The organism is Rhodopseudomonas palustris (assembly GCF_003226555.1).
Taxonomy (GTDB): Bacteria; Pseudomonadota; Alphaproteobacteria; order Rhizobiales; family Xanthobacteraceae; genus Rhodopseudomonas; species Rhodopseudomonas palustris_I.
The window spans coordinates 451,715-477,953 of record NZ_QKQS01000023.1 but is presented as its reverse complement, the minus strand read 5'-3'; the positions used below and the strand labels follow the sequence as shown (position 1 = coordinate 477,953).

General features: G+C 64.8%; 21 protein-coding genes and 1 pseudogene. 9 read left to right on the top strand and 13 right to left on the bottom strand.

Going from position 1 to position 26,239, the window contains the following annotated elements:
• Positions 1-55 precede the first annotated feature (55 nt).
• Genes kaiC through DNX69_RS14730 form a run of 3 tightly spaced genes read left to right on the top strand, consistent with a single transcriptional unit; the run spans position 56 to position 3,491 of the window.
• The gene (gene kaiC, locus DNX69_RS14740) at positions 56-1,747 is read left to right on the top strand and encodes a circadian clock protein KaiC (protein WP_110786713.1); all 1,692 of its coding nucleotides are present in this window, start codon (positions 56-58) and stop codon (positions 1,745-1,747) included.
• An 11-nt stretch (positions 1,748-1,758) separates the two neighbouring features.
• On the top strand, positions 1,759-2,043 hold the full coding sequence (locus tag DNX69_RS14735) for a circadian clock KaiB family protein (protein WP_011155579.1): 285 nt from the start codon (positions 1,759-1,761) through the stop codon (positions 2,041-2,043).
• On the top strand, positions 2,040-3,491 hold the full coding sequence (locus DNX69_RS14730; protein ID WP_110786712.1) for a PAS domain-containing sensor histidine kinase: 1,452 nt from the start codon (positions 2,040-2,042) through the stop codon (positions 3,489-3,491). Before DNX69_RS14735 ends, DNX69_RS14730 begins: the two co-directional genes overlap by 4 nt.
• A 49-nt stretch (positions 3,492-3,540) precedes the next feature.
• Here the strand turns inward: DNX69_RS14730 and DNX69_RS14725 are convergent, their stop codons facing one another.
• Positions 3,541-4,020 carry an Lrp/AsnC family transcriptional regulator gene (locus DNX69_RS14725; RefSeq protein WP_110786711.1) on the bottom strand — a complete coding sequence of 160 codons (480 nt, stop codon included), beginning with the start codon at positions 4,018-4,020 and terminating at the stop codon, positions 3,541-3,543.
• Positions 4,021-4,145: 125 nt separating this feature from the next.
• On the opposite strand from DNX69_RS14725, the gene hppD reads away from it, so the two are divergent.
• On the top strand, positions 4,146-5,264 hold the full coding sequence (gene hppD / locus DNX69_RS14720; protein ID WP_110786710.1) for a 4-hydroxyphenylpyruvate dioxygenase: 1,119 nt from the start codon (positions 4,146-4,148) through the stop codon (positions 5,262-5,264).
• A 229-nt stretch (positions 5,265-5,493) separates the two neighbouring features.
• Here hppD and gyrB read toward each other — a convergent pair whose 3' ends face one another.
• From gyrB to rpsT, 5 genes are all read right to left on the bottom strand, one after another.
• Positions 5,494-7,935: a DNA topoisomerase (ATP-hydrolyzing) subunit B gene (gene gyrB, locus DNX69_RS14715; RefSeq protein ID WP_110786709.1), complete on the bottom strand. Its 2,442-nt coding sequence runs from the start codon at positions 7,933-7,935 to the stop codon at positions 5,494-5,496.
• A gap of 217 nt (positions 7,936-8,152) precedes the next feature.
• Positions 8,153-9,292, bottom strand: coding sequence for a DNA replication/repair protein RecF (gene recF, locus DNX69_RS14710; RefSeq protein ID WP_110786708.1), 1,140 nt, complete (start codon positions 9,290-9,292; stop codon positions 8,153-8,155).
• 174 nt (positions 9,293-9,466) lie between these two features.
• Positions 9,467-10,585, bottom strand: a complete 1,119-nt coding sequence (gene dnaN, locus DNX69_RS14705) for a DNA polymerase III subunit beta (protein ID WP_110786707.1) — start codon at positions 10,583-10,585, stop codon at positions 9,467-9,469.
• Positions 10,586-10,825: 240 nt separating this feature from the next.
• Positions 10,826-12,244, bottom strand: a complete 1,419-nt coding sequence (dnaA, locus tag DNX69_RS14700) for a chromosomal replication initiator protein DnaA (protein WP_110786706.1) — start codon at positions 12,242-12,244, stop codon at positions 10,826-10,828.
• Positions 12,245-13,483: 1,239 nt separating this feature from the next.
• A complete protein-coding gene (rpsT, locus tag DNX69_RS14690) occupies positions 13,484-13,750 on the bottom strand; it encodes a 30S ribosomal protein S20 (protein ID WP_110786704.1) in 267 nt (88 codons plus the stop codon).
• Between the two features lie 358 nt (positions 13,751-14,108).
• Here rpsT and DNX69_RS14685 point away from each other — a divergent pair, with 358 nt between their 5' ends.
• The 3 genes from DNX69_RS14685 (at position 14,109) to DNX69_RS14675 (ending at position 16,025) form a co-directional block, all read left to right on the top strand.
• Positions 14,109-14,426 carry a hypothetical protein gene (locus tag DNX69_RS14685; RefSeq protein ID WP_110786703.1) on the top strand — a complete coding sequence of 106 codons (318 nt, stop codon included), beginning with the start codon at positions 14,109-14,111 and terminating at the stop codon, positions 14,424-14,426.
• Between the two features lie 154 nt (positions 14,427-14,580).
• Positions 14,581-15,237 carry a peptide-methionine (S)-S-oxide reductase MsrA gene (msrA, locus tag DNX69_RS14680; RefSeq protein ID WP_110787635.1) on the top strand — a complete coding sequence of 219 codons (657 nt, stop codon included), beginning with the start codon at positions 14,581-14,583 and terminating at the stop codon, positions 15,235-15,237.
• Positions 15,238-15,371: 134 nt separating this feature from the next.
• Complete coding sequence (locus DNX69_RS14675) at positions 15,372-16,025, top strand: polysaccharide biosynthesis/export family protein (protein ID WP_165825266.1); 654 nt, start codon at positions 15,372-15,374, stop codon at positions 16,023-16,025.
• A 31-nt stretch (positions 16,026-16,056) separates the two neighbouring features.
• Here DNX69_RS14675 and DNX69_RS14670 read toward each other — a convergent pair whose 3' ends face one another.
• Both DNX69_RS14670 and DNX69_RS14665 read right to left on the bottom strand, forming a co-directional pair.
• Positions 16,057-16,728 (bottom strand): dienelactone hydrolase family protein, encoded by a 672-nt coding sequence (locus tag DNX69_RS14670; protein WP_110786702.1) that lies wholly within the window; start codon positions 16,726-16,728, stop codon positions 16,057-16,059.
• A gap of 55 nt (positions 16,729-16,783) precedes the next feature.
• Entirely contained in the window at positions 16,784-17,152 is a 369-nt protein-coding gene (locus DNX69_RS14665; RefSeq protein WP_110786701.1) for a hypothetical protein, read from the bottom strand.
• Between the two features lie 216 nt (positions 17,153-17,368).
• Between DNX69_RS14665 and DNX69_RS14660 the strand changes: the two genes are divergently transcribed.
• On the top strand, positions 17,369-18,472 hold the full coding sequence (locus DNX69_RS14660; RefSeq protein ID WP_110786700.1) for an HD domain-containing phosphohydrolase: 1,104 nt from the start codon (positions 17,369-17,371) through the stop codon (positions 18,470-18,472).
• Between the two features lie 119 nt (positions 18,473-18,591).
• Here the strand turns inward: DNX69_RS14660 and DNX69_RS14655 are convergent, their stop codons facing one another.
• Entirely contained in the window at positions 18,592-20,178 is a 1,587-nt protein-coding gene (locus DNX69_RS14655; protein ID WP_110786699.1) for an AMP-binding protein, read from the bottom strand.
• Positions 20,179-20,437: 259 nt separating this feature from the next.
• Between DNX69_RS14655 and DNX69_RS14650 the strand changes: the two genes are divergently transcribed.
• Positions 20,438-20,716 (top strand): DUF3551 domain-containing protein, encoded by a 279-nt coding sequence (locus DNX69_RS14650; RefSeq protein ID WP_110786698.1) that lies wholly within the window; start codon positions 20,438-20,440, stop codon positions 20,714-20,716.
• 164 nt (positions 20,717-20,880) lie between these two features.
• On the opposite strand, the gene DNX69_RS14645 is transcribed toward DNX69_RS14650, so the two are convergent.
• The 4 genes and pseudogenes from DNX69_RS14645 to DNX69_RS14630 form a co-directional block, all read right to left on the bottom strand.
• Positions 20,881-21,108 (bottom strand): FmdB family zinc ribbon protein, encoded by a 228-nt coding sequence (locus DNX69_RS14645; RefSeq protein ID WP_110786697.1) that lies wholly within the window; start codon positions 21,106-21,108, stop codon positions 20,881-20,883.
• An 84-nt stretch (positions 21,109-21,192) separates the two neighbouring features.
• Positions 21,193-23,045 (bottom strand): annotated as a pseudogene (gene recQ / locus DNX69_RS14640) (DNA helicase RecQ).
• Between the two features lie 254 nt (positions 23,046-23,299).
• Positions 23,300-24,850, bottom strand: a complete 1,551-nt coding sequence (locus DNX69_RS14635; protein ID WP_110786696.1) for an AMP-binding protein — start codon at positions 24,848-24,850, stop codon at positions 23,300-23,302.
• A 172-nt stretch (positions 24,851-25,022) separates the two neighbouring features.
• Positions 25,023-26,135 carry an iron-containing alcohol dehydrogenase gene (locus tag DNX69_RS14630; protein ID WP_425327313.1) on the bottom strand — a complete coding sequence of 371 codons (1,113 nt, stop codon included), beginning with the start codon at positions 26,133-26,135 and terminating at the stop codon, positions 25,023-25,025.
• Positions 26,136-26,239 lie beyond the last annotated feature (104 nt).

Below are 26,239 nucleotides of genomic sequence, written 5' to 3'. Positions count from 1 at the left end.
CCCCTAGGCAGCGACTTGCGGTTCTCCTACAAGTCGCAAAACGATTTGTACACCGATGACAGACGGCATTACCAAGGCCCCGACGGGTATTGAAGGCTTCGACGATCTTACCCTCGGCGGCTTGCCCGCCGGGCGTCCGAGCTTGGTCTGTGGATCGGCGGGGTGCGGCAAGACGCTGTTCGCATCGACCTTCCTGATCAACGGCGCGCGGCTTTACGGCGAGCCCGGCGTATTCGTGACGTTCGAAGAGCGTCCGGTGGATATCGTCGACAACGTCGCCTCGCTCGGCTTCAATCTGCAGGGATTGATCGATCAGGAGCGGATTCTGATCGAGCATATCGCGATCGATCCGACCGAGGTCGCCGAGGTCGGAGATTACGATCTCGAAGCCCTGTTTCTTCGGCTGGAGTTCGCGGTCGATCAGATCGGCGCCAAGCGGATCGTGCTCGACACCATCGAGAGCCTGTTCTCGGCATTTCAGAATCCGGCCGTGCTGCGCGCCGAAATCCGCCGGCTGTTCGATTGGCTGAAGCAGAAGGGGCTGACCGCGGTCATCACCGGCGAGCGCGGCGACGGCACGCTGACCCGGCAGGGTCTGGAGGAATACGTCTCGGATTGCGTGATCCTGCTCGATCACCGGGTCGATAGTCAGATCTCGACCCGCCGGCTCCGGATCGTAAAGTATCGCGGTACCGCTCATGGTACCAACGAGTATCCGTTTCTGATCGACGAAGACGGCTTCAGCGTGCTGCCGGTGTCGTCGCTCGGGCTTTCGCACAAGGTCTATCAGGATCGAATTTCGACTGGCGTCGCCGACCTCGACGCAATGATGTCCGGCGGCGGATTCTTTCGCGGCACCAGCGTGCTGATCAGTGGTGTTGCCGGTTCGGGCAAGAGCTCGCTGGCCTGCATGATGGTCGACGCCGCCTGCCGGCGAGGCGACAAGGCGCTGTACCTGTCGTTCGAGGAATCCGAGGCGCAGACCGTCCGCAACATGAGGTCGGTCGGCACCGACCTCGAGTGTTGGTTGCGCAGCGACCGGCTCCGCTACATCGCGGCGCGGCCGACTTTCTACAGCCTGGAAATGCACCTGGCGGTGATGCTGCGCGAGGTCGCGCGCTTCAAGCCGGAACTCGTGGTGCTCGATCCGATTTCCGCGTTCACCGAAAGCGGTCAGATCGGTGAGGTGCAGTCGATGCTGCTGCGGATGGTCGATTATCTGAAATCCAACGGCATCACCGGCGTGTTCACGCATCTCACCCAAGGCACGCGAACCGAGACCGAAGCCGGCCTGTCGTCGCTGATGGATGCTTGGATCCTGTTGCTCAATCGCGAAGCGCACGGCGAATTCAATCGTGAGCTTTATCTGTTGAAGGCACGTGGCATCGCGCATTCTAATCAGGTCCGCGAATTCGTGATGTCGAACGATGGTATCCATCTGTTGCCGCCCTATCTCGGCGACGGCGGCGCGGTGACCGGATCGGCGCGCCGGGCCGAGGAGGCCAAAGCGCGCCGCGCGGAGAACGAGCGCCACACCGAGTTGGCGCGGCTGCAGGACCAGATCGAGCAGCGCCGGAGGCGCTCGCTCGCGCAGATCGATACGTTGCAGGCCGATCTTGCGGCCGATGAAGCCGAGCTGCAGCGGCTGATGCAGGTGGAAGCCAGTTATCGCACGCAGAGCGAACGCGATGCGAGCGAGATGGCGCGGAGCCGGGGCGTTGCCGGTCCGGCCGGTGGCACGGAGTAGAGGCGCGACCAATGGCTGACCCGATCAAGCTGGTGCTCTATGTCGCCGGCGAAACGCCCAAATCGCTGGCGGCGATCCGCAATCTCGAAAAGATCTGCGCCGAGCATCTCGCCGGTAAGTACAAGGTCGAGGTGATCGACCTGAAGAAGTCACCGCAGCTCGCTCGCGAGCACGGCATCGTCGCGATCCCGACCTTGGTCAAGGAGCTGCCGGTGCCGATCCGCAAGATCATCGGCGATCTCTCCGACACGCCGAAAGTGTTGGTGCATCTGGCGGTGGAGGAGTCGTCCTCGTGACGTCGGCAATCTCGGCGCTGAGCAGGGCGGAACTGGAAGCCCGGCTAGAGGAGGCCGAGGAGACATTGCGGGCGATCCGCGACGGCGAAATCGACGCCGTCGTGGTGCGCGGGGCCGATGCCGAGCAGGTGTTCACGCTCGAGGGCGGCGGCCAATCCTATCGTACTTTCATGGAAGCGATGGACGTCGGCGCCGCAGCGTTCGATCGGGACGGCCAGTTGCTGTATGCCAATCAGGCGCTGTGCACGCTGCTCGATTGCGCGCATGGCTCGTTGACTGCGTCGGCATTGGTCGCCTTGCTCGATCCGGTCAACCAGGCCGCCTTCCGAGGCCTGCTGGCGCAGGCGCAGCGGGAACGGCAGTCGGCCGAGATTCATCTGCGAGTCGGCAATGCCGAGCGCAGCATGCTGCTCACCGGGACGCCGCTGGAATTCGGCGTCGTGCAGGGCGCGGCCATCACCTTCACCGATATCAGCGAACGCGAACAGGCCGCAGCGGCCCGCGAGTCCGAGCGGCTCGCGCGTGCCATCCTGGCTTCGGCGAACGAGGCGGTGATCGTTTGCGATCGGGCCGGCTGCGTCACCCATCTCAACGGCGCAGCGATGCGGATCTGCGCCGAGGCGCCGGTCGGCAAGACCTTCGCCGAGGCGATCGCGCTCAGCTTCCCCGAAGCCTCCGAGCTGATGAGCAGCGACGACATCGTCACCATGGCGACTGCCGGCCTTCCGGTGCGGGGACTGGAAGCCGCGGTGCGCACGCCGTCGGCAGCGATCACCGACGTGATGATCAGCGCGGCGCCGCTCTTGGTCTCGGGCGAGCGCACCCAGGGCTGCGTCGTCACGCTGGTCGACCTGTCGCAGCGCAAGGCCGCCGAGCGGCACCAGGCGCTGCTGATGGGCGAGCTCGACCACCGGGTCAAGAACACGTTGACGATGGTGATGGCGATCTGCGCCCGCACCGCCGCGCACGAACGCACTATCGGGGATTTCCAGAAGTCGTTCACCGGCCGGATCCAGGCGCTGGCGGCGACCCACACGCTGCTGTCGAACGCCTCGTGGCAGAACCTGCAGATCCGCGATGTGCTTGCCGCCGAACTGGCGCCGTTCGCCTCACTGTCCAGTGGTCGCATTGTCACTGACGGGCTGGACGTTGCGGTGGAAGCCAGAACGGCGGTGTCGCTCGGTTTGGTGTTTCACGAACTCACAACCAACGCCGTCAAATATGGCGCGCTGTCGGTCCCGTCCGGCCGGATCTCTGTGCGCCAGGTCGCCGCCGGCGCCGATGCGCTCACGATCGAGTGGCAGGAGCACGGCGGTCCGCCGGTGACGCAGCCGCAAAGCTCTGGCTTCGGCCAAACGTTGATCTCGCGCAGCCTCGGCAGCGGCGGGGCCACATTGGATTTTCGCCCTGCCGGAATCGTTTGCCGGATCTCGATTCCGCGGAGCTGAGCGACGGGGCCCTCGCCGGGACGATCAGTCTGCAACAAAGTCGGAAGGATCAGCCGTTCGTGAGCTGCGCCAGCGGCAGCCTCGCGCTTTCCTTGAGGCGGTCGAGCACGATCGAGGAACGCACATGGGCGACGCTCTGGTGCGGCATCAGCACGTTGTTGACCAGATCGGACAAGCCCCTGAGGTCGCGCAGCACGGCCTTCAGCACGTAGTCGGCATCGCCGGTCAGCGAATAGGCTTCCTGAATTTCGTCGATCCGGCCGATCAGCGACCTGAACTTCTCGGCGTTGCCCGGCGAATGCGTCGCCAGGGTGATCTGGATAAAGGCCACGACGCCGAAGCCGAGCGCGTCGCCCGCCAGCTCGGCGCGATAGCCGGTGATGATGTTGTCCTGCTCCAGCCGCATCCGCCGACGCGAGCATTGCGATGGCGACAGCTGCACTCGGTCGGCCAGTTCCTGATTGGTCAGGCGGCCGTCGTCCTGCAGCGCGCTCAGGATCTTCAGGTCGAAGGCGTCGACAGATATCATGCGCAAAGGCCATGTTTAATGCATGGATCGTGCACAGGCTAGCGCGATCGGCTCGCATTTGCACGCCCCTTGCGAGTCGGGCAGACGATACTACCGGCTCAAGAACCAATCTGGAGGAGCCGCCGATGGGACCATTTCCGCACGATGCGCAGCCGGCCACGATCACCGCCGACAATCCGATGGGCACCGACGGGTTCGAGTTCGTGGAGTTCGCCCATCCCGATCCGGCGCAGCTCCACGCTCTGTTCCACCTGATGGGCTTCAGTCTGGTTGCGAAGCATCGCACCAAGGTGATCTCGGTCTATCGCCAGGGCGACGTCAACTATCTGGTCAACGAGCAGCGCGGCACTCACGGCACCGACTTCGTCGCTGCGCACGGGCCGTGCGCACCCTCGATGGCGTTTCGCGTGGTCGATGCCGAACAGGCGTATGAGCGGGCGATCGCGCTCGGCGCCGAACCGGCCGGCATCGCGTCCGCCCAGAAGACGCTCGACGTGCCGGCGATCAAGGGCATCGGCGGCAGCCTGTTGTATTTCGTCGACCGCTACGGCGCCAAAGGCTCGGCCTACGATGCCGAGTTCGACTGGGTCGGCGCGCGCGATGCGCGGCCTGCCGGATCGGGCCTCTATTACATCGATCACCTGACTCACAACGTCCATCGCGGTCGCATGGATGTGTGGACCGGGTTCTATGCCAAGCTGTTCAACTTCCGGCAGATCCGCTTCTTCGACATCGAAGGCCGCGCCTCGGGCCTGTTCTCGCGGGCGTTGACCAGCCCGGACGGCAAGATCCGGATTCCGATCAATGAAGACGCCGGCGATTCTGGGCAGATCGAGGAGTATCTCAATCTGTATCGCGGCGAGGGCATCCAGCATATCGCCTGTGGCTGCCGAGATATCTACAGCACGGTCGAAGGCCTGCGCGCCAGTGGCCTGCCGTTCATGCCGTCGCCGCCGCAGACTTACTTCGAAAAGATCGACGCCCGGTTGCCGAAGCACGGCGAAGATCTCGCGCGGCTGCAGCGCAACGGCATCCTGATCGACGGCGAAGGCGTCGTCGATGGCGGCCAGACCAAGGTGCTGCTGCAGATCTTCTCGGCCAATGCGATCGGCCCGATCTTCTTCGAATTCATCCAGCGCAAGGGCGACGACGGCTTCGGCGAAGGCAACTTCAAGGCGCTGTTCGAATCGATCGAAGAAGACCAGATCCGCCGCGGCGTGCTGAAGGCGGAGCGGGCGGCGTAGTTACGTAGCGCCAAGGCTTGAAGCGGTTCTGCTTCTCACGATCAGAACCGCCTCTGCTGCAAGCTCCTAACCAGCACAACGTCATGGTGAGGAGGCGCGCAGCGCCGTCTCGAACCATGGGCCGCAAGCGATCCGGCGCCTCATTCTTCCAGACGCCCGGCCTTGCCGGGCTCGTCAAAATGAGGGCATAGCCGCTTCTGGCAGCGCTGCAATCGATCAATGAGATCGTCTACACGTCCACGGTCGCGTGCAGCGAGTTCTCCTGGATGAATTCGCGGCGGGGTTCGACGACGTCGCCCATCAGCTTGGTGAAGATGTCGTCGGCTTCGTCGACCTCGCGCACCTTCACCTGCAGCAGCGAGCGGGCGTTGGTGTCGAGCGTGGTCTCCCAGAGCTGGTTCGGATTCATCTCGCCGAGGCCTTTGTAGCGCTGCAGCGCCACGCCTTTGCGGCCGGCATCGGTCACCGCCTCGAACAGGCTGATCGGGCCGTGGATCGCGGTTTCGGCGTCCTTCCGGCGCAACATGCCTGGGCGCGGATAGACTTCCTGCAGCACCGCCGCGTACTCGTCGAGCTTGCGGGCGTCGGCCGAGCCGAGCAGCGCATCGTCGATCATCGCTACGTCCTTCACGCCACGCACCGTGCGCTCGAACTGGAAGCCTTCGCCTTCGACGAAGCGGCCGGTCCAGCCGCGTTCGACTTCGTCGGCCAGCACGTCGAGCCGGCGCGCGATGTAGGCGGCGGCCTCGGTGGCGGTCGCAACGTCGCTGGTGACCCTCGGGTTCAGCACGCCGGCGATCGCCGCCTGCTCCACCACGCTGCGATTGTAGCGGCTGTGCAGATTGTGCAGCGTCGAGCGGATCGCGCGCGCATCTTCGACCAGCGCCAGCAGATCGCGTCCGCCGCGCACCTCACCGTTGGCGAGCTTGAAGGCGCAGTCATCGAGCCCTGTCGCGATCAGATAATCTTCGAGCGCGCGCTCGTCCTTCAGATATTGCTCGGACTTGCCGCGCGTCACTTTGTAGAGCGGCGGCTGGGCGATGTAGAGATAGCCGCCCTCGATCAGCGCCGGCATCTGCCGGAAGAAGAACGTCAGCAGCAGCGTCCGGATGTGCGCGCCGTCGACGTCGGCGTCGGTCATCAGGATGATCTTGTGATAGCGCAGCTTGCCCAGATCGAAGTCGTCGCGGCCGATGCCGGTGCCGAGCGCGGTGATCAGCGTGCCGATCTGTTCGGACGAGAGCATCTTGTCGAAGCGCGCGCGCTCGACGTTCAAGATCTTGCCCCGCAGGGGCAAGACGGCCTGGAATTCCCGGTTGCGGCCCTGCTTGGCGCTTCCGCCGGCCGAGTCACCCTCGACGATGAACAGTTCGGACTTCGCCGGGTCGCGCTCTTGGCAATCGGCGAGCTTCCCTGGCAGTGAGGCGATATCGAGCGCGCCCTTGCGCCGCGTCAGCTCGCGCGCCTTGCGCGCGGCTTCGCGGGCGGCGGCGGCTTCGATCACCTTGCCGACGATCGTCTTGGCCTCGGCCGGGTGCTCTTCGAACCAGGCGGCGAGCGCCTCGTTGAGCACGTTCTCGACCACCGGCCGCACTTCCGAGGATACCAGCTTGTCCTTGGTCTGCGACGAGAATTTCGGATCCGGCACCTTCACCGAGAGCACCGCGGTGAGGCCTTCGCGGCAGTCATCGCCGGTCAGCGCCACCTTTTCCTTCTTGGCGTTGTTGTCGGCATAACCGGTGAGCTGGCGCGTCAGCGCGGCACGGAAGCCGGCCAGATGCGTGCCGCCGTCGCGCTGCGGGATGTTGTTGGTGAAGCACAGCACGTTCTCGTGGTACGTGTCGTTCCACCACAGCGCGGCTTCGACGGTGATGCCGTTGAGGTCGGCGCCGACCACGATCGGCACCGGCACGATCGGCTTCTTGTTGCGGTCGAGATATTTGACGAACTCGGTGACGCCGCCTTCGTAGCGCATCTCCTCGCGCTTCTCGACCGCATGACGCATGTCGGACAGCAGGATGTTGACGCCGGAATTCAGGAAGGCGAGTTCGCGCAGCCGGTGCTCCAGCGTGGCGAAGTCGTACTCGATGTGCGTGAAGGTGTCGGCCGAGGCGTAGAACGTCACTTCGGTGCCGCGCCTGCCATTGGCCTCGCCAACCACTTTCAGGGGGGCCACGGCGTCGCCGTGGGCGAATTCGACGTAGTGTTCCTTGTCGTTCCGCCACACCCGCAAGATCAGCTTGCTCGACAGCGCGTTCACCACCGAGACGCCGACGCCGTGCAGGCCGCCGGAGACCTTGTAGGAGTTCTGGTCGAATTTTCCGCCGGCGTGCAGCTGGGTCATGATGACCTCGGCCGCCGAGATGCCTTCTCCCTTGTGGATGTCGACCGGGATGCCGCGACCGTCGTCGCGCACCGTCACCGAGCCGTCGGCATTGAGGATCACTTCGACCCGACTGGCATGGCCGGCCAGCGCTTCGTCGATGGCGTTGTCGACGACTTCGTACACCATATGGTGCAGGCCCGAGCCGTCGTCGGTATCGCCGATATACATGCCCGGCCGCTTGCGGACGGCATCGAGGCCCTTCAGCACCCGGATCGATTCCGCGCCATATTCGGCCGGCACGGGATGCGCGGATTCGGCAGAGGCCTGCCGGGCAGGTTCAGTCATGCAAGGACCTTCAGGAGTGCGATCGAATCAGCATGCGCTAGAGGCAAGCGAGGCGTTCTTTTGTGCCATGAAAGGAGACCGGTCACCAGTGCAAAGTCGTGGCATACAAGCTCTTGAAGAAATAGGGATTTTTGACGCCGTTGCAAGGCCCGGAAAGGTCGTTTCGAGGTCTGCTGCGAAGGTCGGCGAAAGTGTCGTCGCTGAACCGTTCAGGGGCTCACTTGCGAGCCGTGATTCGTCCGTTCTCGACCTCGAAAATCGCGGATGCCGCGCCGATCTCGGCGAATGCCAGAGGGTCGGCTCCGGTCATCCAGACCTGCGCGCCGAGCCTCTCGAGTTCGGCGAATAAGGCCGCGCGGCGTGCCGGATCGAGATGCGCCACCACCTCGTCGAGCAACAGCAGCGGCGTGATCGAGGTGGTCTCGGCGACCAGCTGGGCGTGCGCCAGCACCAGCCCGATCAGCAGCGCCTTCTGCTCGCCGGTGGAGGCGTCGCGCGCCGGCATCGCTTTGGGCGCGTAGATCACCTCGAGGTCGGTGAGATGCGGACCGTCGAGGGTGCGACCGGCGGCGGCGTCGCGGCTGCGGTTGTCGCGCAGGATGGCGCGGTAGCGGTCTTCCACCGCGGTGGCCGGTTCGGACGCCAGGGCGTTCTCCATCCAGCCGTGCAGCATGATTTTCGCAGACGGAAACGCCGAAGTGGCGCCGCGGGCATCGAGCATCGCGGCAAGCTTGGTGGCGGTCTGGCCACGCTGCGCTGCCACTGCGATCGCGAGTTCCGCGGTTTCGCGTTCGATCGCGTCGAGCCAATGCGAGTCGGCGTTGCGGACGTCTTCGAGCAGGCGGTTGCGCGACCGCAGGCTGCGATCGAGTGCCGAGACGCGGGCCGAATGGCCGCTGTCGATCGCCAGCACCAAGCGATCGAAGAACCTTCGGCGCTCCGAGGCGGCGCCCATGAACAGGCCGTCCATTGCCGGCGTCAGCCACACCATGCGCAGATGGTCACCGAACGCGGCCGCAGAGCCGACCGGTTCGCGGTCGATGCGACAGCGCCGTGTCGTCGCCGCATCGCCGCGCGGCGGCTCGATTCCGGTGCCGAGGGTCGCGAGGCCGAACGCGCCTTCGACTTCCGCCGACACTGCCCACGAACCATCACCTTCATGGCCGGCGACGTCTTCCAGCCTTGCCCGCCGCAGGCCGCGACCCGGCGACAGAAACGAGATGGCCTCCAGGCAGTTGGTCTTGCCGGCCCCATTCGGGCCGACCAGCACGACCTGGTCGGCGGTCGTCGACAGCGACGCGGCGCGGTAATTTCGGAAGTGCGTCAGCGTCAGGCGGGTGATGCGAGCGGGGGTCATGCAATGGCTTGCGCTGAGGAGTTGCAAGGGACTGCAACTTGCACTGCCGTCACCTTCCGCGAAAGCGGAGGGCGCAGTATCTCAGAGCGTTCGTTAGGACCCGAGACGCTCTGGAAGACTGGGGCGCCCGGGTCAAGCCGGGCGATGACGATGGTGCGATTGAAGCGGCTCGTATTACACCCGCATCGGCATCAGCACGTACAGGGCGCTCTTGGAATCGCGGTCCTGGATCAGGGTCGGCGAACCCGGGTCGGCGAGCTTGAGCACCGCAACTTCGCCTTCGATCTGTGCGGCGATGTCGAGCAGATAGCGCGAGTTGAAGCCGATATCGAGCGGGTCGGAAGCGTACTCGACCTCAAGCTCTTCGGTGGCGCTGCCGGAATCCGGATTGGTCACCGACAGCACCAGCTTGCCGGCCGACAGCGCCAGCTTCACGGCACGGCCGCGCTCGGAAGAAATCGTCGAGACGCGGTCGACCGCGGCCTCGAAGTCCTTCTTGTCGACCAGAAGTTCCTTGTCGTTGTTCTGCGGGATCACCCGGCCGTAATCCGGGAAGGTGCCGTCGATCAGCTTCGAGGTCAGCACGACGTTGCCGAGCGTGAAGCGGATCTTGCCGGTCGACAATTCGAGACCGATCTCCGCGTCGGTGTCCTCGATCAGCCGCTGCACCTCGCTCACGGTTTTGCGCGGCACGATCACGCCGGGCATGCCGTCGGCGCCGCTCGGCAGCGCCAGATCGAGCTGGGCCAGTCGGTGGCCGTCTGTGGCGACCGCGCGCAGGGCCGAGGCGTTGGCGCTCGCCGCGGTGTGAAGGTAGATGCCGTTCAGATAATAGCGGGTTTCTTCGGTCGAGATCGCGAATTGGGTGCGATCGATCAGCCGCTTGACGTCGGAAGCCGGCACTTTGAAAGCGTGGCTCATCTCGCCGGCGGCGAGGTCCGGGAAATCGCTTTCCGGCAGGGTCTGCAGGGTGAACCGCGAACGCCCGGCGCGGATCGCCAGAACAGAACGGTCACCGTCGGTCTCCAGCACGATCTGCGAGCCGTCCGGCAGCTTGCGGACGATGTCGTAGAACATGTGCGCCGGCACCGTGGTCGATCCGGCGGTCGCGGTTTCGGCCGGCAGCGTCTCGGTGACTTCGAGGTCGAGGTCGGTCGCCTTCAGCGCGAGCTGCGCGTTCTCGGCGCGAACCAGCACGTTGCCGAGGATCGGAATGGTATTGCGACGCTCGACCACACGATGGACGTGGCCCAGCGACTTGAGCAGTTGCGCGCGTTCGACCGTGACCTTCATTACAAAACCCGCCTGATCCGCGCCCGCATCGTTTGATGAAGCTGCCGGCTATATTGGAAAGGCCCGGCGGCCTGGTGCGGCGCCGCGGCAACTTGGCACCCGCAAGGTCGCCCGGACCCGCGGGGGGTCGCAGGTTGGCGTGGTTGTGCGGCGGACGCAAGAGTGAGCGGCCGCCGCCACCTCAATTTCCCCGACATTCGGGCCGGAAAATCATGCAAGCGTGGCTGCTCGCCGGCCTGCCTACTCCTGAAGCTGACGCTTCAGCGATTCGACCTCGTCCGACAGCGTGTTGTCCTTCGACACCAGCCCTTCGATCTTGCGGACCGCGTGCAGCACCGTGGTGTGGTCGCGCCCGCCGAAGCGGCGGCCGATCTCCGGCAGCGAGCGCAGCGTCAGTGTCTTGGCCAGATACATCGCGACCTGGCGCGGGCGCACAACGTTGGCGGTGCGGCGTGACGACAGAAGGTCCGAGCGGCTGACGTTGTATTGCCGCGCCACGATGCGCTGAATGTCTTCGATCTTGATCCGCTTCGGCTCAGAGGGGCGGATCAGGTCGCGCACCTCGTGCTCGGCCATCTCCAGCGTCACCGGCTGATTGTTCAGCTTGGAATGCGCGAGCAGGCGGTTGATCGCGCCTTCGAGATCGCGACCGTTATGGGTGATGGCGCGAGCGAGATATTCGAGCACCGGCTGCGGTACGTCGAAGCTGGCGTGATGAGCGCGAGCCGCGACCACGCGCGAGCGCAGAATGCCGAGGCGGAGATCTTCGCCGAGCGGCGCCATTTCGACGACAAGGCCGCCGGCGAGACGTGAGCGCACCCGCTCGTCGAGGCTTTCGAGGTCGGACGGCGGCCGGTCGGCGGCGACCACGACCTGGCGGCCGGCGTCGATCAGCGCGTTCAGCGTGTGACAGAACTCGGCCTGGGTGGTCTTGCCCTGCAGGAATTGCAGATCGTCGATCACCAGCACGTCGATGCCGCGCAACGCTTCCTTGAAGGCGAGAGAGGTCTGCGTCTTCAGCGCCGCGACGAAGCCGTACATGAATTTCTCGGCGGTGAGATACAGCACCTTGCGTTCGTTGCCGGTATTGCCGGCCCAGGTCACCGCCTGCAGCAAATGCGTTTTGCCGAGACCGACGCCGGAGTGAATGTACAGCGGATTGAACATCACCGGATCGCCGCGGCGGCCTTCGGCCACCTGCTTGGCGGCGGCATGCGCCAGCGTGTTGGAGCGGCCGACGACAAAGCTCGCAAACGTCAGGCGCGGATCGAGCGGCGATCCGCCGAGCGCATCGTGATTGGCCGATACCGGCGCCGCGCCGTTGCTGCGCTCGGCTGCCGAACGCTGCTCGTCGCGACGGCTCTCCGCTGGCGCAGGAGCCTCCTTGGCGGGGGCTGCACAGCGTACCGGTGAACGCACGGTGAGGTCGATGCGATTGACGTCCGGCAGTTCAGCCTGCCAGCACGACAGTACCTTGTCGGAGTAGTGCGTCTGAATCCAGCTCTTCAGGAACCGGGTCGGCACCGACAGATGCACGCTCTCGTCTTGAACGCTTTCGAGGTCCATTCGCGCGAACCAGCTCGAATACACGTCCTCGCCGACGCTCGAGCGCAAACGGCCCTTCACGCGTGACCAGCGATCCTGTTCCATGTTCGACATTTCAGCAGCTTTTCAGTTCCAGAGTGACGGGCCATCGCAGCGGCGAGCCATAACGGCTCACGCCGTCGCCGCGACCAGCGAGATGATTTCGGCCATAGCGATTCTGTTTCGGCTGCAGCAGCCGACGTCAGATCAGGGCCGAACAGGGATGGAAATTAAACGGTCAGCTCAGTGGAGGACTCGACGGATAGACCGGAGCATGAGCGCAGCAACGACCATTGAAAAACGAATGTCCCGCCATGGCGGAGAATTCGACCGGAAGATCGGCAGGTTCGAATGATACGTCGAATGCGGTGCTCATGAAACCTCCCCCTCTCGCCGCGCTCGCGCGCGGCCAGACGTCGCCAAAACAAAACCCGCGCTGCTCTCCGAGACCGCGTCGGCCCGCTACTGGATCGTCGATGTCATCGTTCGCCCGGAAGCCGCTCGCTACGCGAGCGCTTCCACTTGAATTCAGACACGGCTTCGCCAGCCCCATATTGCTATGAGTTGCAGTTCGACCGTCATTTGGAAAAGCCGCTAACATGCATACCGCCGCCGATTTGCATGTCCGCCCTTGGTTCTCAAACCGCTCTGATCTGAAGAGCCGTGGGCGTCGCGGGTGGACTATGAAAACCACGACGGCTCCTCCGCCGCAATGGATATGATTCCGAGGGGAGGGTGAAGATTTCGCCTCGAGCGAGGACGAAACAGGCAACTAATCAATTCCGCTGAGGCAAGATTTTGAATCTGTGCACAGATTCGATGTGTGCTCGGTGCGTGACATTTTGGCCGCGTACCTAAAAGAATTTCATGAATCCTTTACCTTTGACGGTCGGGTGAAGGCGTTTTCCAAACGCTCGTCGGTGCTTTGCCGATAAGTGGTTCGCTCGCCGCAGATTTTCGTGAGCGCTCGGACAGGGTAACCCCTGTCATAAATGACCGCGTAGTTGCACGAGGACGCGTTCGCTGAAAGTCAAGCGAGCTGCACAAACGCCAGAGTTCCTGCTGTGCAGCAGCGGTTTCTTCGCGGTCGCGTCAAGCGCGATTGACGTCGCCCGCGATGTGTTTCGGAACGAGGCAGGTGGCGCCGATCGCAGGCGGCACTCGATTCAAATTATGAGCGACCGCGTACCGCATTCGAGCGGCAACTACACCAATGGGCGCAGCGCGAACACAGCGGCATCGCTCGAGCCGTCGCCAAAAAAGAAAATGCCCGGCAGAGCCGGGCATCGAAACCATCCGAGATGATGGTGAGAATTATTTCGCCAGCTTGGCGATGCTGTGCGTCAGGCGCGACACCTTCCGGCTCGCGGCGTTCTTGTGAATGATGTTGCGCTGCGCTGCGCGCATCAGTTCCGGCTCGGCCTGGGCCATCGCCTTCAGCGCGGCCTCGCGGTCGCCGCTCGCGATCGCCTGTTCGACGGTCCGGACCGATCCGCGCATCTGAGTCCGACGCGACTTGTTCACCGCGGTGCGCCGGGCGATCTTGCGGGTCGCTTTCTTGGCGGAAGACGTATTAGCCATGATCTCTCAAATCCTGCAGCGGCCTCTGCTCGAGCGGCCGGGGCTGATTGGCGATGCCGCGCGAATGCGTCATGCCGTGTGTTCCGGATGTTGCTGAAGATGCTCCCGGAGCCGACACGGCCACAATCCGCGGCGCCGCCCAAAGAACAGCGGCGGCAGGATCGCCCCCACCGCCATCGGCCGGGTTATACTGGCAGCGCTTTCCAGCGTCAACGGTGGCGTGCGGGCCAGCGGCGCGCCGGTTCCAGGCATAAGGCATGGTGCCCCCCGGAAAGATCCCCAAACCGGCGGCGAGGTTGAATTCTCCCCTCCCGACCGGTAAGCCCGGCCCGGGGCAGAGGCAATCGGGGTGGTTGACATGATCCGGGGCTTATTTCGGCTGATCGGCCTGCTGTTCTTGACCGGAGGGTTCATTTTCCTGGTCTATGACGGCGCGCGGTCGGTCGCCGATAATTCAGTGCAGTGGACCAAGCTCGGGGACTTCTGGAACGACATCCATCAGGCCAGCCAGCAGTCGTTTCGCGACTGGCTCGAGCAGACTGCGCCGTGGCTGTGGAACCATGTGGCCAAGTTCGTGCTGACGCAGCCGACCTTCGCGGTGCTGGGCGTGATCGGGGTGGCGCTGATGCTGCTGTTCCGCCCGCGCAAGCCGTTGATCGGCTACGCCCGCGACTGACGGCGGCGTAACAATCTCGCCGTCGCTGCGAAGACACCTATATCCTGAAATTGAGTTGAGAGCCGATTGCATCAGCGCCACGCTGGGCTCGGCTGTCGCCATCATGTATGCGCGGAGCGGGCCGCCGCTCGCGTTCGCGCCGGGAGGGTTTTCGATGTTCTTCATGCGCAAATCGACCGCGATGCCGAGTGCTGCCGAGGCGTTGCCGGGCCGGCCGACGCCGATCCCCACAGCCCGGACGCATTTCGTGAACGGCAACCGGCTGCAGCCGCCGTTCCCGGAAGGCCTGCAGCAGGCGGTATTCGGACTCGGCTGCTTCTGGGGTGCCGAGCGCAAGTTCTGGCAGCTCGGCGACGGCGTTTATTCGACCGCGGTCGGATATGCTGGCGGTTTTACGCCCAATCCGACCTATGAGGAGGTCTGCTCGGGCCGCACCGGCCACACCGAAGTGGTGTTGGTGGTGTTCGATCCGGCCAAGATCTCCTACGACGCATTGCTGAAGACGTTCTGGGAAAGCCACGATCCGACCCAGGGGATGCGGCAGGGCAACGACGTCGGCTCGCAATATCGCTCGGCGATCTACACGTTCGGTGACGAGCAGATGCGCGCGGTGGAAGCCTCGCGCGTCGCCTATGGCGAAGCGCTGAAGGCCAAGGGCTATGGGCCGATCACCACCGAGATCGCGCCGTCAGGGGCGTTCTATTATGCCGAGGACTACCACCAGCAGTACCTCGCCAAGAATCCGGGCGGCTATTGCGGCCTCGGCGGCACCGGGGTGTCGTGCCCGGTCGGTGTCGGCGTCACCGCCTGATCATATCCTGCCATCCGCCGCCTGCCTGCGGGCGGCGGATGGCTGCCGCCTCGCCTGATTACGGGGGCGCGTCCCACTCCCAAACCGTTTGTTAACCCTAACGGGGCATAAACGGAGCTGTCTCGTCGTGAGGGATGGCCCCAGTGCGTGTCGTAAGCGCGTTTCAAGTATCGATGATCATCGTGGCGACGGCGCTTGCGCTTGGCGGCTGCATGCGCCGGTCTGGTCCGGTCGCCATGATTCAGCCGCAGAACACCCTCGACACCATGGCGTATGGCGGACGCGTTCCGCCGATGGCTGCCGCCTATGCGGCGCCCAACATGCCGGAGCCGGCCTATCGGCTCGACGCCGGCGATCGGCTGCGCGTCGTGGTTTACGGACAGGAAGGGCTCACCAACACCTATTCGATCGACGCTGCGGGCTCGATCACCATGCCGCTGATCGGCGCGGTGCCGGCGCGCGGCCGCACCCCCGCGGGTCTCGCCGCCGAGATTACCGCGCGGCTGCGCCGCGGCTTCATCCGCGAGCCGTCGGTGGCGGTGGAGGTCGAGTCGTATCGGCCATTCTTCATCCTCGGCGAAGTGACCGCTCCGGGCCAATACCCGTATGTGCCGCATATGAGCGTCGAGAGTGCCGTTGCGATCGCCGGCGGGTTCACCCCGCGCGCGCAGCGCGATCGGGTGACGGTGACGCATCCGGAGGGCGGCGGCACGGTACGTGAGGTGGTGCCGCTCGGCACGCCGATCAGCCCCGGCGACACCGTCTATGTCGGCGAACGCTGGTTCTGATCGCCGACCAGCGTCAGTCTCCCACGAAAACCTATTTCAGATGCGCGCCGAAGAACGCGAGGCTGCGCTGCCAGGCGATGTCTGAGCTCGGCTTGTCGTAGCTCGCCCGTTCGTCGCAGCCGAAGCCGTGCTGCGCGCCCGGATAGACCAGAATCTCGACCTCCGGCCGCTTGGCCCGGATGGCATCGACGTCGCTCAGCGGAATTCCGGTGTCCTTCTCGCCGAAATGCAGTTGCGTCGGCACCGATGGCTTATCGTCGGCGAAGCGGACGATGGCACCGCCGTAATACCCGATCGCAGCCTTCAGCCCCTGAAGTTTGGTCGCCGCCGCATAGGCAACGCTGCCGCCAAGGCAGAAGCCGATGATGCCGACCGGGCCGATGTTCTTCACGGCATCGATCGCCGCCTGGGTGTCGCGCAGCATTGCCGGCCAATCCGGATTCGCGACGAATTTGCGCGCCACCGCGACTTCGTCGGGCGAATAGCCGCTTTGGAAATTGCGTTCGATGCGGTCGAAGATCGACGGCGCGACCGCCACATAGCCTTCCGCGGCGAGGCGGTCGCAGACGTTCCGGATGTGATGGTTGACGCCGAAAATCTCCTGGATCACCACGATCGCAGCCTTTGGCGGGCCTGCGGGATCGGCCCGATAGCCGCCGAGTTCGAAGCCGTCGGCAGCCTTCAGCGTGATGTCGTGTCCCACGGGCGATCCTTTGCGTCGTTGACAATGAAGGGTTCGATGAAAGCGGAGGGCGGTGCTAGCGCCACATCCAGTTGCGGCCCCAGTCGCCCTTCCAGCCAGCCAAGCGGCCGCGACGGAATTGCAGATAAAGCCGGTCGCGGCGGTCGAAGAAGCCGGTGCCACCCTGAGTGCGGATTACCAGAAAGACCTCGTCGCCGGGCTTGCCGCTGACATAGTTGAGCGGCATGCCGAGCGCGGTCGCAGCCTGATTGGCATCCATCCCGAACGCCAGCGGCGTGGTGTTGGACAGCGTTGCAACGAACGGCGGTGCGACGATCACCTCGGATCGTTGAGCAAAGGTCGGTGCGACCGATAGCAGCAGCGCGCCGACTGTCGCTACGGCAACGCGGAGCCGAGGGGCGATCGCAGGTGTTGTCGCTGTCATCGGTCTCCGTCCCGCCCCATTCTCCATGGCACTCTGGCGCGCATCATAACGATGCGGCTCGTCAGCGCGAGCCCTCGCATAATCACGGTTCTGACATTGTATCAAATGTGAGCCGTGGCGGTCACGGCCCGTTAACAACGCCCATTAATCTCGGAGAACCAGTTTCTCGTTAGTGTAAGGACATTACCTGCCCACGGAAGCGATCCGGTGACCTTCATGACTGCATTAGCTCGACAACCCGCGTCCAACCCTGCGCCGCGCCGGCGTTTGCTGCTGGCGTCCGATCGCCGTGATCGCAGCGTCGACATCGCGGGCATTCTGGCGAGCGTTGCGGAGGTCGAGACGGTGCCGACCGCGCATCTGCCGGACGCGCCGGCGCGCGATCTGTCGGGCATCGTGGTCGACATCAATCTGCGTTCGGCCGACAGCGTGCAGCTGGTGCGGCGCAAGCTGCTCGGCGGCGCCTATCAGCCGATGCCGCGGCTGTTCGTGCTCGCCGACGAATTGCATCACGGCTCGATGCAGGCGTGGGCGCTCGGCGCCACCGACACCATCGCCCGTCCGTTCGATCCGCGCGATCTGTTGCAGCGGGTTCGCTCGGCGTTTCCGGATCCGTCCGAAGACACCGCCACCGCTCGCGCCGCTGCGCTCAGCGACGGTGTCACTGCGGCTCACAAGGTTCTGGTGAAGATGTTCGAGCGGTTGCACGGCAAGCCGCTGACGTTTCAGGATGTGATGCAGGCGGAAGGCCCCATCCTGAAGGCGATCAAGCGCTCGTCGCTGCGCGAATGGCTATCCACGGTCGGCCGCCATCACGACGACAGCTACCGGCTCTGTCTGTTCGCAACCGGCTTTGCGGTGGCGTTCGCGCAGTATCTTGGGATGCGAGAGGAGGATCAGCGCCGGCTGACCCGCGCGGCGCTGCTGTACGATGTCGGCAAGGCCTATGTGGACGTGTCGGCGCTCGACAACCTCGACAATCTGCAGGGCGATACGCTGCGCAAATACCGCGAGCATCCGCGGCTCGGGTACGAGGCGCTGGTCGCCGAAGGCAGCTTCCCGCGCGAGACACTCGACGTCGTGCTGCACCATCACGAATTGCTCGACGGTTCGGGCTATCCAGACGGGCTGCACGGCGATCAGGTCGCCGATATCGTTCGCATCACCACCATCGTCGACATCTTCGCGTCGCTGGTCGCACCGCGCAAGAACCACACGCCGAAGACGCCGCTGCAGGCGTTCATCGCGATGGAGAACATGGGCGGCAAGATTGACCAGCGCCTGCTGCAGGCGTTCCGCCCGGTCGCGATGGGCGGCTGATACCAATTGGTCATTCCGGGGACGCGCGCAGCGCGGCACCGGCGATCTCTCTCTTCCATGACCTTCCAGATTCCGGGCTCGCGCCTCGCGGCGCGCCCCGGAATGACCTGAAGGGACGATTAGTCCGCCAGCATCTTGCGGAGTTCGGCCTTCGCCACCTTCTCCAGCGTCGAGCGCGGCATGTCGTCGACCAAACGGACTTCGCGCGGGCGCTTGAAGTCGGCGAGGGCCGAGGCACAGGCGGCGCTGATGCGGTCGGCGAAATCCGGCGGCGCGGCGGCGACCCCGCCTTGCGGAATCACGAACACCACCGGCACCTCGTCGAGCATCGGGTGCTTCTTGGCCACCACCGCGGCCTCGCGCACGCCCGGCACGGTGATCACCACCTGCTCGATCTCCGATGCGGCGACGTTCTCGCCGCCGACCTTCAGCATGTCCTTGGCCCGGTCGCCGAACTTGATGGCGCCGAGCTCCAGCAGCGTGACGCGGTCGCCAGTGATGAAGTAACCGTGCTCGTCGAAGCTGTCGCGGGTCGCCTGCTCGTTGTAGAGATACTCCTTGAACAGCGACAGGCCGGGTACGCCCTTGATCAAGAGGTTGCCGGTGTCGCCGACCGCGGTGGGCGCGCCGTCGTCGCCGACGATGCGGAGCGTGTATTCCGGCGCGGCGCGGCCGATCGCCATCGGCGTGTTGGGCTGGTCGGCCTCGGCGATGATGCCGTGGGTGATGGTTTCGGTCATGCCCCACCAGCCGATGATCTTGATGCCGAAGCTCTTGAACGCCGGCGGCTCCGCCACCGCCGTGCCCCACATCCGGAAGCTGTGATGCTTCGGCGTCTCCTGCTCCATCAGCGCCTTCAGGCAGAAGGCGATGTTGGAATTCCAGGTGCAGCGATGCTCGAGCGCGACCTTCCAGAACCGGCTGGACGAGAACCGCGGCTGCACCACGCAGGTCCCGCCGACCCACAGACTTGCTAGCATCGAATAGGCCAGCGCATTGGTGTGGAATAGCGGTAGGTAAGCGAGGTGCACGTCGTCGGCGCGCAGCGTCTGGTGCGCGGCGTTGATCTTGGCGCCCCACAGCGCATTGGCGTGGGTCCACAGCACCGCCTTGGGCCGTGAGGTCGTGCCCGAGGTGTACTGCACGCTGCACGGCGCCAGCGGATCGGTCGGTCGGCGCGGCCGGTCGGCGCTGTCGCCGAACAGGCTCTCGAACGAATCCGCTTTGGCGACCGACCGGGCCGGCAACGGCGAGCCCGGGTCGTGCGAGATCACCGCGATCCAGCGCAGGTTCTTGCAATTGGTGGCGACGAGGTCGGCATAGGCCGGCTGGGTGATGGCGGCGACCGCGCCGCAGTGTTCGGCGAAATACTCGATCTCCGCCGCGGCCGAGCGGGTATTGGTGGTGACCGCGATCGCGCCGAGCTCGGTGCAGGCGAACCAGGCGAGCAGGAATTCGACGCAATTGTCGAGATGGATCAGCAGGTAATCGCCCGGCTTGATGCCGCGCTTGGCGAGGCCGGCGGCAAGCGCGCCAACACGGTCGTGGAATTCGCCGTAGCTCCAGCTCCGCGACGGGCCATCGAATGGCGCCCAGATCACGAATGGATGCTCGCGCCGCGCTTCGGCATGCAGCTTCAAAAGCCACGGCACATCCATTCCGTCGAACGGACTCACCACGCCAGGCGCCTCAATCGGTTGCGGCATCGCTTCTCTCCCGAAAGGTGCGGATTCCCCCGCACTCGTTGATTTCTCGCACGGCGGCATATTGTCCCCGTGTCGTACACATCTCTCGTCTGCTGTAGCCCGAGCTTGTGCCACCGCCCGGCCGCAGGCGCAATTCGACCGATCCGAATGCGGGCATGCGACAACGCGGCACCTGCCGGGAGCCGGAACGTTCGTTGCGGCGTGTCGTTGGCTGCTCATGACGGCACAGTGACGTGCCCGCAACACAGGAGACATCACGATGAAAGCTCTGGCCTTGACCGCGATGGCGCTCGGCGCAGTGGGTGCCACGCAACTGATGACTGCGAAGCCCGCGATGGCCCAGGTGGAATATCCGTACTGCAAGCAGGGTGCGCACCAGGGATATCCCGGTAACTGCAGTTTCGTCAGCTTCGAAGCCTGCCGCTATGCAGCGCAGGGCGCGGGCGGCAATTGCGTGGCGAATCCTCGCTACAGCGCCTGGAGCGGTGGCTACCGCGCATACGACTACAATAACGCCTATGGTTATTACGCCGACTGATCGACGGCGTGTGCGGGCCCGGTGCGCGATATGCGACCGGGCTCAATGCCTGTGATCAAGGGTGGTCTTCCGATCGAGACAGTCGTCTTGAGACAGTCGTTGCGACGATAGCCAACGAGGCGGTCGTGATCTGACCGATCGCCCGTTCCCGACTCCAACACAGATCAGCCGCCACGCTCGTTGCGGCTGTAGTTCGAGAAGTGTCCCTCGCGTGCCGCCTGGGCGCGTGCGGCTTTGATCAGACCTTTGCTCTTGCCGGGCGCGGCCGGGCGCGACACCAATCGCTCCATCCGCCGGCTGCCGCAGGCCGGGCAGGGCGGCTTGTCGTCGAACCCGACCAGCAGTTCGCAGTCCTTGTCGCATTGCTTACAATGGAAGCCGTAAAGCGGCATCGCGACACCTCCTATAATCCGTCCAGGCGATGCTTTGCAGGATCCGGACCACGTCCTTTCAGCAGCCGATTGCCTGCGGGCCGGCTAGCGCCGGTCGCCGATCACCGCCAGCAGCGCGGCGCCGTAATGCTCGAGCTTTTTGTCGCCAATGCCCGGAATGCCCCGCATCTCGTCCAGCGTTCGCGGCTTTGCGGCTGCAAGGCCATCGATGGTGGCATCGTGCAGCACCACATAGGCAGGCACGCCGCGGGCCTTTGCCACTTCGGATCGCCACGCCTTGAGCGCCGCGAACAGTTCAGGATCGCCGCTGGTCTCGCGCGGCGTGCCGCCGACCAGATTTCGCCGCGACGGGATTTCGCCCGCGGCGGACGGCCGGTCTGCTCGCGCAGCATCACCTGGGTTTCGGCCTTCAGCACCGCGCGTGAGGTCTCGGTCAGCTTCAAGGCGCCGAACGCCTCGCTGTCCGGCGCAAGGTGACCGAGCGACACCAATTGCCGGATAACAGCGCGCCATTGCTTTTCGTTCAACTCACCGCCGATCCCAAACACCGACAGCCTGTCGTGGCCGAACTGAGAGGCGCGCTCGGTCAGCCGGCCGAGCAGCACATCGATCAAATGCTGCGCGCCGAACCGCTGCCCGGTGCGATAGGCGCAGGACAATAGCTTCTGCGCCGCCACGGTGCCGTCGATCACCTTCGGCGGGGTGAGGCAGTTGTCGCAATTGCCGCAATGCTGATGCGGCGACGTCTCGCCGAAATAGCCGAGCAGCCGCGTGCGCCGGCAGCCGGTGGATTCGCATAAGCCGACCAGGGCATCGAGCTTGCCCATCGACACGCGCTTGAACGCATCGGAACCGATGCTCTCGTCGATCATCCGGCGTTGCTGGACGATGTCGGACAGGCCATAGGCCATCCAGGCCTCGGACGGCTTGCCGTCGCGGCCGGCGCGTCCGGTTTCCTGATAATAGGCCTCGATGCTCTTGGGCAGATCGAGATGCGCGACGAACCGCACGTCCGGCTTGTCGATGCCCATGCCGAACGCGATCGTGGCGACGATGATCACGCCGTCTTCATTGAGGAAGCGATCCTGATTGCGGGCGCGGATCTCGGCCGGCAGGCCGGCGTGATACGGCAGCGCGGTGAGGCCGGACTTACTCAGCGTCTCGGCGATGTCCTCGACCTTGGCGCGCGACAGGCAATACACGACGCCGGAATCGCCGCGGTGGCGCTCGTCGATGAACGCCTTGAGCTGGGCCGGTGCGTTCTGCTTGTCGACGATGCTGTAGCGGATGTTGGGGCGGTCGAAGCTCGATACGAAGCAGGGCGCATCAAGCAGCGACAGCCGTTCGGCGATCTCGCGCCGCGTCAGCGCGTCGGCGGTGGCGGTCAGCGCAATCCGCGGCACGTTGGGAAATTTCTCGGCGATCGCCGAGAGGCCGACATATTCGGGCCGGAAGTCGTGGCCCCACTGCGACACGCAATGCGCCTCGTCGATGGCGAACAGCGCGATCTTCGCCCGCGCCAGCAGACTGAGGCAGCGCGGCGTCAGCAGCCGCTCCGGCGCGACATAGAGCAGGTCGAGCTCGCCCTTCAGGAGTTGCTGCTCGATCGCATTCGCCTCGTCGTAGGATAGCGTCGAATTCAGCGCCGCGGCGCGCACGCCGCTTTCCAGCAGCCCCGCGACCTGGTCGCGCATCAGCGCGATCAGCGGCGACACCACCACGCCGCAGCCCTCGCGCAGCAACGCCGGCAGCTGGTAGCACAGCGACTTGCCGCCGCCGGTCGGCATCAGCACCAGCGCATCGCCGCCATCGGCGACATGCCGCACGATCGCCTCCTGCTGGCCGCGGAACGACGACAGGCCGAACACATGGTTCAGCGTCGACAGCATTCGTGCGTCGAGTTCGTCGTCGGTTTCGCGGGACGCCGTGCGGGTCATGCGAGCGGGCGGGAGGAGCGGGACATGCGATGCATATACCCCACCGCGGCCGATTCGGCTCGTGAACCACTGTCATTCCGGGGCGCCGCGAAGCGGCGAACCCGGAATCTCGACGTGCAAGGGCAAAGAGGTGCCCCACAATCTCGGGATTCCGGGTTCGCAGGCTTCGCCTGCGCCCCGGAATGACGACTCGAGATCGAGGACGTCTGGTCAGCGCGGTGTTCTTCAAACGAGGAGCGTCGTGACGCTCCGTCTCACACGATCCGGCTGTTCTTGTTGCCCCAATATTTGTCGCGCAGCAGGCGCTTGTAGAGTTTGCCGGTGGGCAGGCGCGGCATTTCGTCGGTGAAATCGATCGAGCGCGGCACCTTCTGGCGCGACAGCGATTGGGCGCAGAACGCCAGTAGTTCCTGTTCCAACTCGGCGCCGGCAGCGACGCCCTCGATCGGCTGCACCACCGCTTTGACCTCTTCGCCGAGATCCTCGTTCGGCACGCCGAACACCGCGGCATCCGCGACCTTGGGGTGGGTGATCAAGAGGTTCTCGCATTCCTGCGGATAGATGTTCACGCCGCCGGAGATGATCATGAAGGTGGCGCGGTCGGTGAGGTGCAGATAGCCGTCGTCGTCGACATAGCCGACGTCGCCGACCGTGCTCATGCTGCCGTCGCCCGAGCGTGCTTCCTGGGTCTTCTTCGGGTCGTTGAAATACTCGAACGGCGTTGCGGTCTTGAACCAGATCTGCCCCGGCGTGCCCTTCGGGCATGGCTTCATGCCGTCGTCGAGAATGTGCAGGTCGCCGAACATCACCTTGCCGACGGTGCCGCGATGCGCCAGCCACTCGCTGCTGTTGCAGGCGGTGAAGCCGAGGCCTTCGGTCGCGCCGTAATATTCATGGATGATCGGTCCCCACCATTCGATCATCTGTTCCTTGACCTGCGGCGGACAGGGCGCGGCCGCATGGATCGCGACTTCCAGCGTCGACAGATCGTGTTTCTTTCGCGCCTCCTCGGGCAGCTTCAGCATCCGCGAGAACATCGTCGGCACCAGCTGGCTGTGCGTGATCCTGTATTTTTCGATCAGCGCCAGATACTGCTCCGGATCGAAATGCTCCATGATGATCACGGTGCCGCCGACCCGGATGGTGAGGCCGACCGCAGCCTGCGGCGCCGAGTGATACAGCGGCGCCGGCGACAGATAGATCATGCCGTCGCGATACTTCCACAGCATGTTGAGGAAGTGGAACAGAGGCAGCGGTTCGGACGGCGGCTGCTCCGGCAGCGGCCGCAGGATGCCCTTCGGCCGACCGGTGGTGCCGGACGAATACAGCATCGCGGTGCCGAGGCTCTCGTCGGCGATCGGCGTATCCGGCAGGTCCTTGGTCGCCTCGGCGAGCCCGACGATCCGCTCGCTCTCACCGTCGCCGTCGACCACCACGCAGAGGGTGACCTTGGGGCATTCCTTCAGCGCCTCGCGGGCGACGTCGAGCTTGGCCTTGGAGGTGATGAGCGCGCGCGATTCGCTGTTGGTCAGGATGTAGGCGAGCTCGGCCGGCGTCAGATAGGAATTGACGCAGGTGTAGTAATAGCCACTGCGTTCGCCGGCGCCGCACGCCTCGATGTAGCGGCTGTTGTTCTCCATGAAGATCGAATAATGATCGAGCCGCTGCAGACCGTGATTGCGCAACAGATGCGCTAGGCGGTTACTGCGGGCCTCGAGCTCCGCATAGCTCACGGTCTCGCCGGTCGAGCCCATGATGAAGGCGGGATGGTCGGGACGGGTCTTCGCGAACTGGCCGGTGTACATCGTGGTCCTTTGCTGATGCGTGCCTAAGCTTCTGGTTTTTTTGAACGGTTCAGTTATTCGCCGCCGTCATTGCGAGGAGGCGAAGCCGACGAAGCAATCCAGCTCGGTGCACCGTGCTTCTGGATTGCTTCGCTGCGCTCGCAATGACGGCCCCTCTTGGTTGATGCGGTGATTACGCCGCCATCTCCAAAATCTCTCGCACCTGCGCCGGCCCACTGATCGGGCGCGGATTGCGCGGCACCCAGGGCGTGCCCATCGCCTGGCTGGCGATCCGCTCGAAATGTTCGGGGCCGACATTCACCTCGCGCAAGCTGCGCGGCATGCCGAGCACCCGGATCAGCGCGTCGAGCACGTCGCCGGCGTCTTCGCCGGGATGGCCCATCGCGGCGGCGACCAGCGCCTGACGGTCGTGGTTGGCGGCCTTGTTCCAGCGCATCACCGCCGGCAGCATGATGCAGGAGGTGTGGCCGTGCGGCACGTCGAACACCGCGCCGAGCACGTAGCCGATGCCGTGGCTGGCGCCCATCGGCACGCCTGACGACAGCGCGCCCATCGACAGCCAAGTGCCGATCTGGCAGTCGAGCCGGGCGTCGAGATCGGTCGGGTCGGCCTTCACCCGCGGCAGCCCGGCTGCCAGCATCGCGAGGCCGCGCAGCGCCTGGGCGTCGCCGTAAGGATGCGCCTCGCGCGAGCAGATCGCCTCGACGCAGTGATCGACCGCGCGGATGCCGGTCGACAGAAACAGCCATTCCGGCGTGTGCAGCGTAATGGTCGGATCGAGGATCGCGGCGCGCGGCATCACCAGCGGATGGGCGAACTTTTCTTTGACCCGCGTCGCCTCGTTGGTAACGCCGGCTATCGCGCTGAACTCGCCGCCCGAAATCGTGGTCGGCACGCTGATCTGCCGCACTTTCGGCGCGACCGGCGACGCCTGATTGGCGACGCGGTCCATGTCGGTGGTGGTTCTGATGTCGTTGGCAAGGCAGATCTGCACCGCTTTGGCGCCGTCGGTGATCGAGCCGCCGCCGACGGTGACGATGAGGTCGGCCTGGATAGCGCGGGCCTGTTCGGTGGCGGCGATCACTGCTGCGCGCGGGGTATGCGCCGGCATCGCGTCGAACACCCCGGCGCAACGGCCGCCGAGCGCGTCCTTGATCTTGGCGATTTCATCGGTTGTGCGGTTCAGCGTGCCCGACACCATCAGCAGCGCCCGCTGCGCGCCCACCCGGTCGAGCTGAGCGGCAAGCGCATCCGCCGCCGGCTGACCGTAAACGACCTCCTCCATGGCGCCGAATACGACGCGTCCCGTGATCACGTGGTTTCACTCCCGTTGGCCGCTTTTGCGTGGCCTTAGCGGCAATCCTAATCCGATCGTCGCAGCTTCGGGAA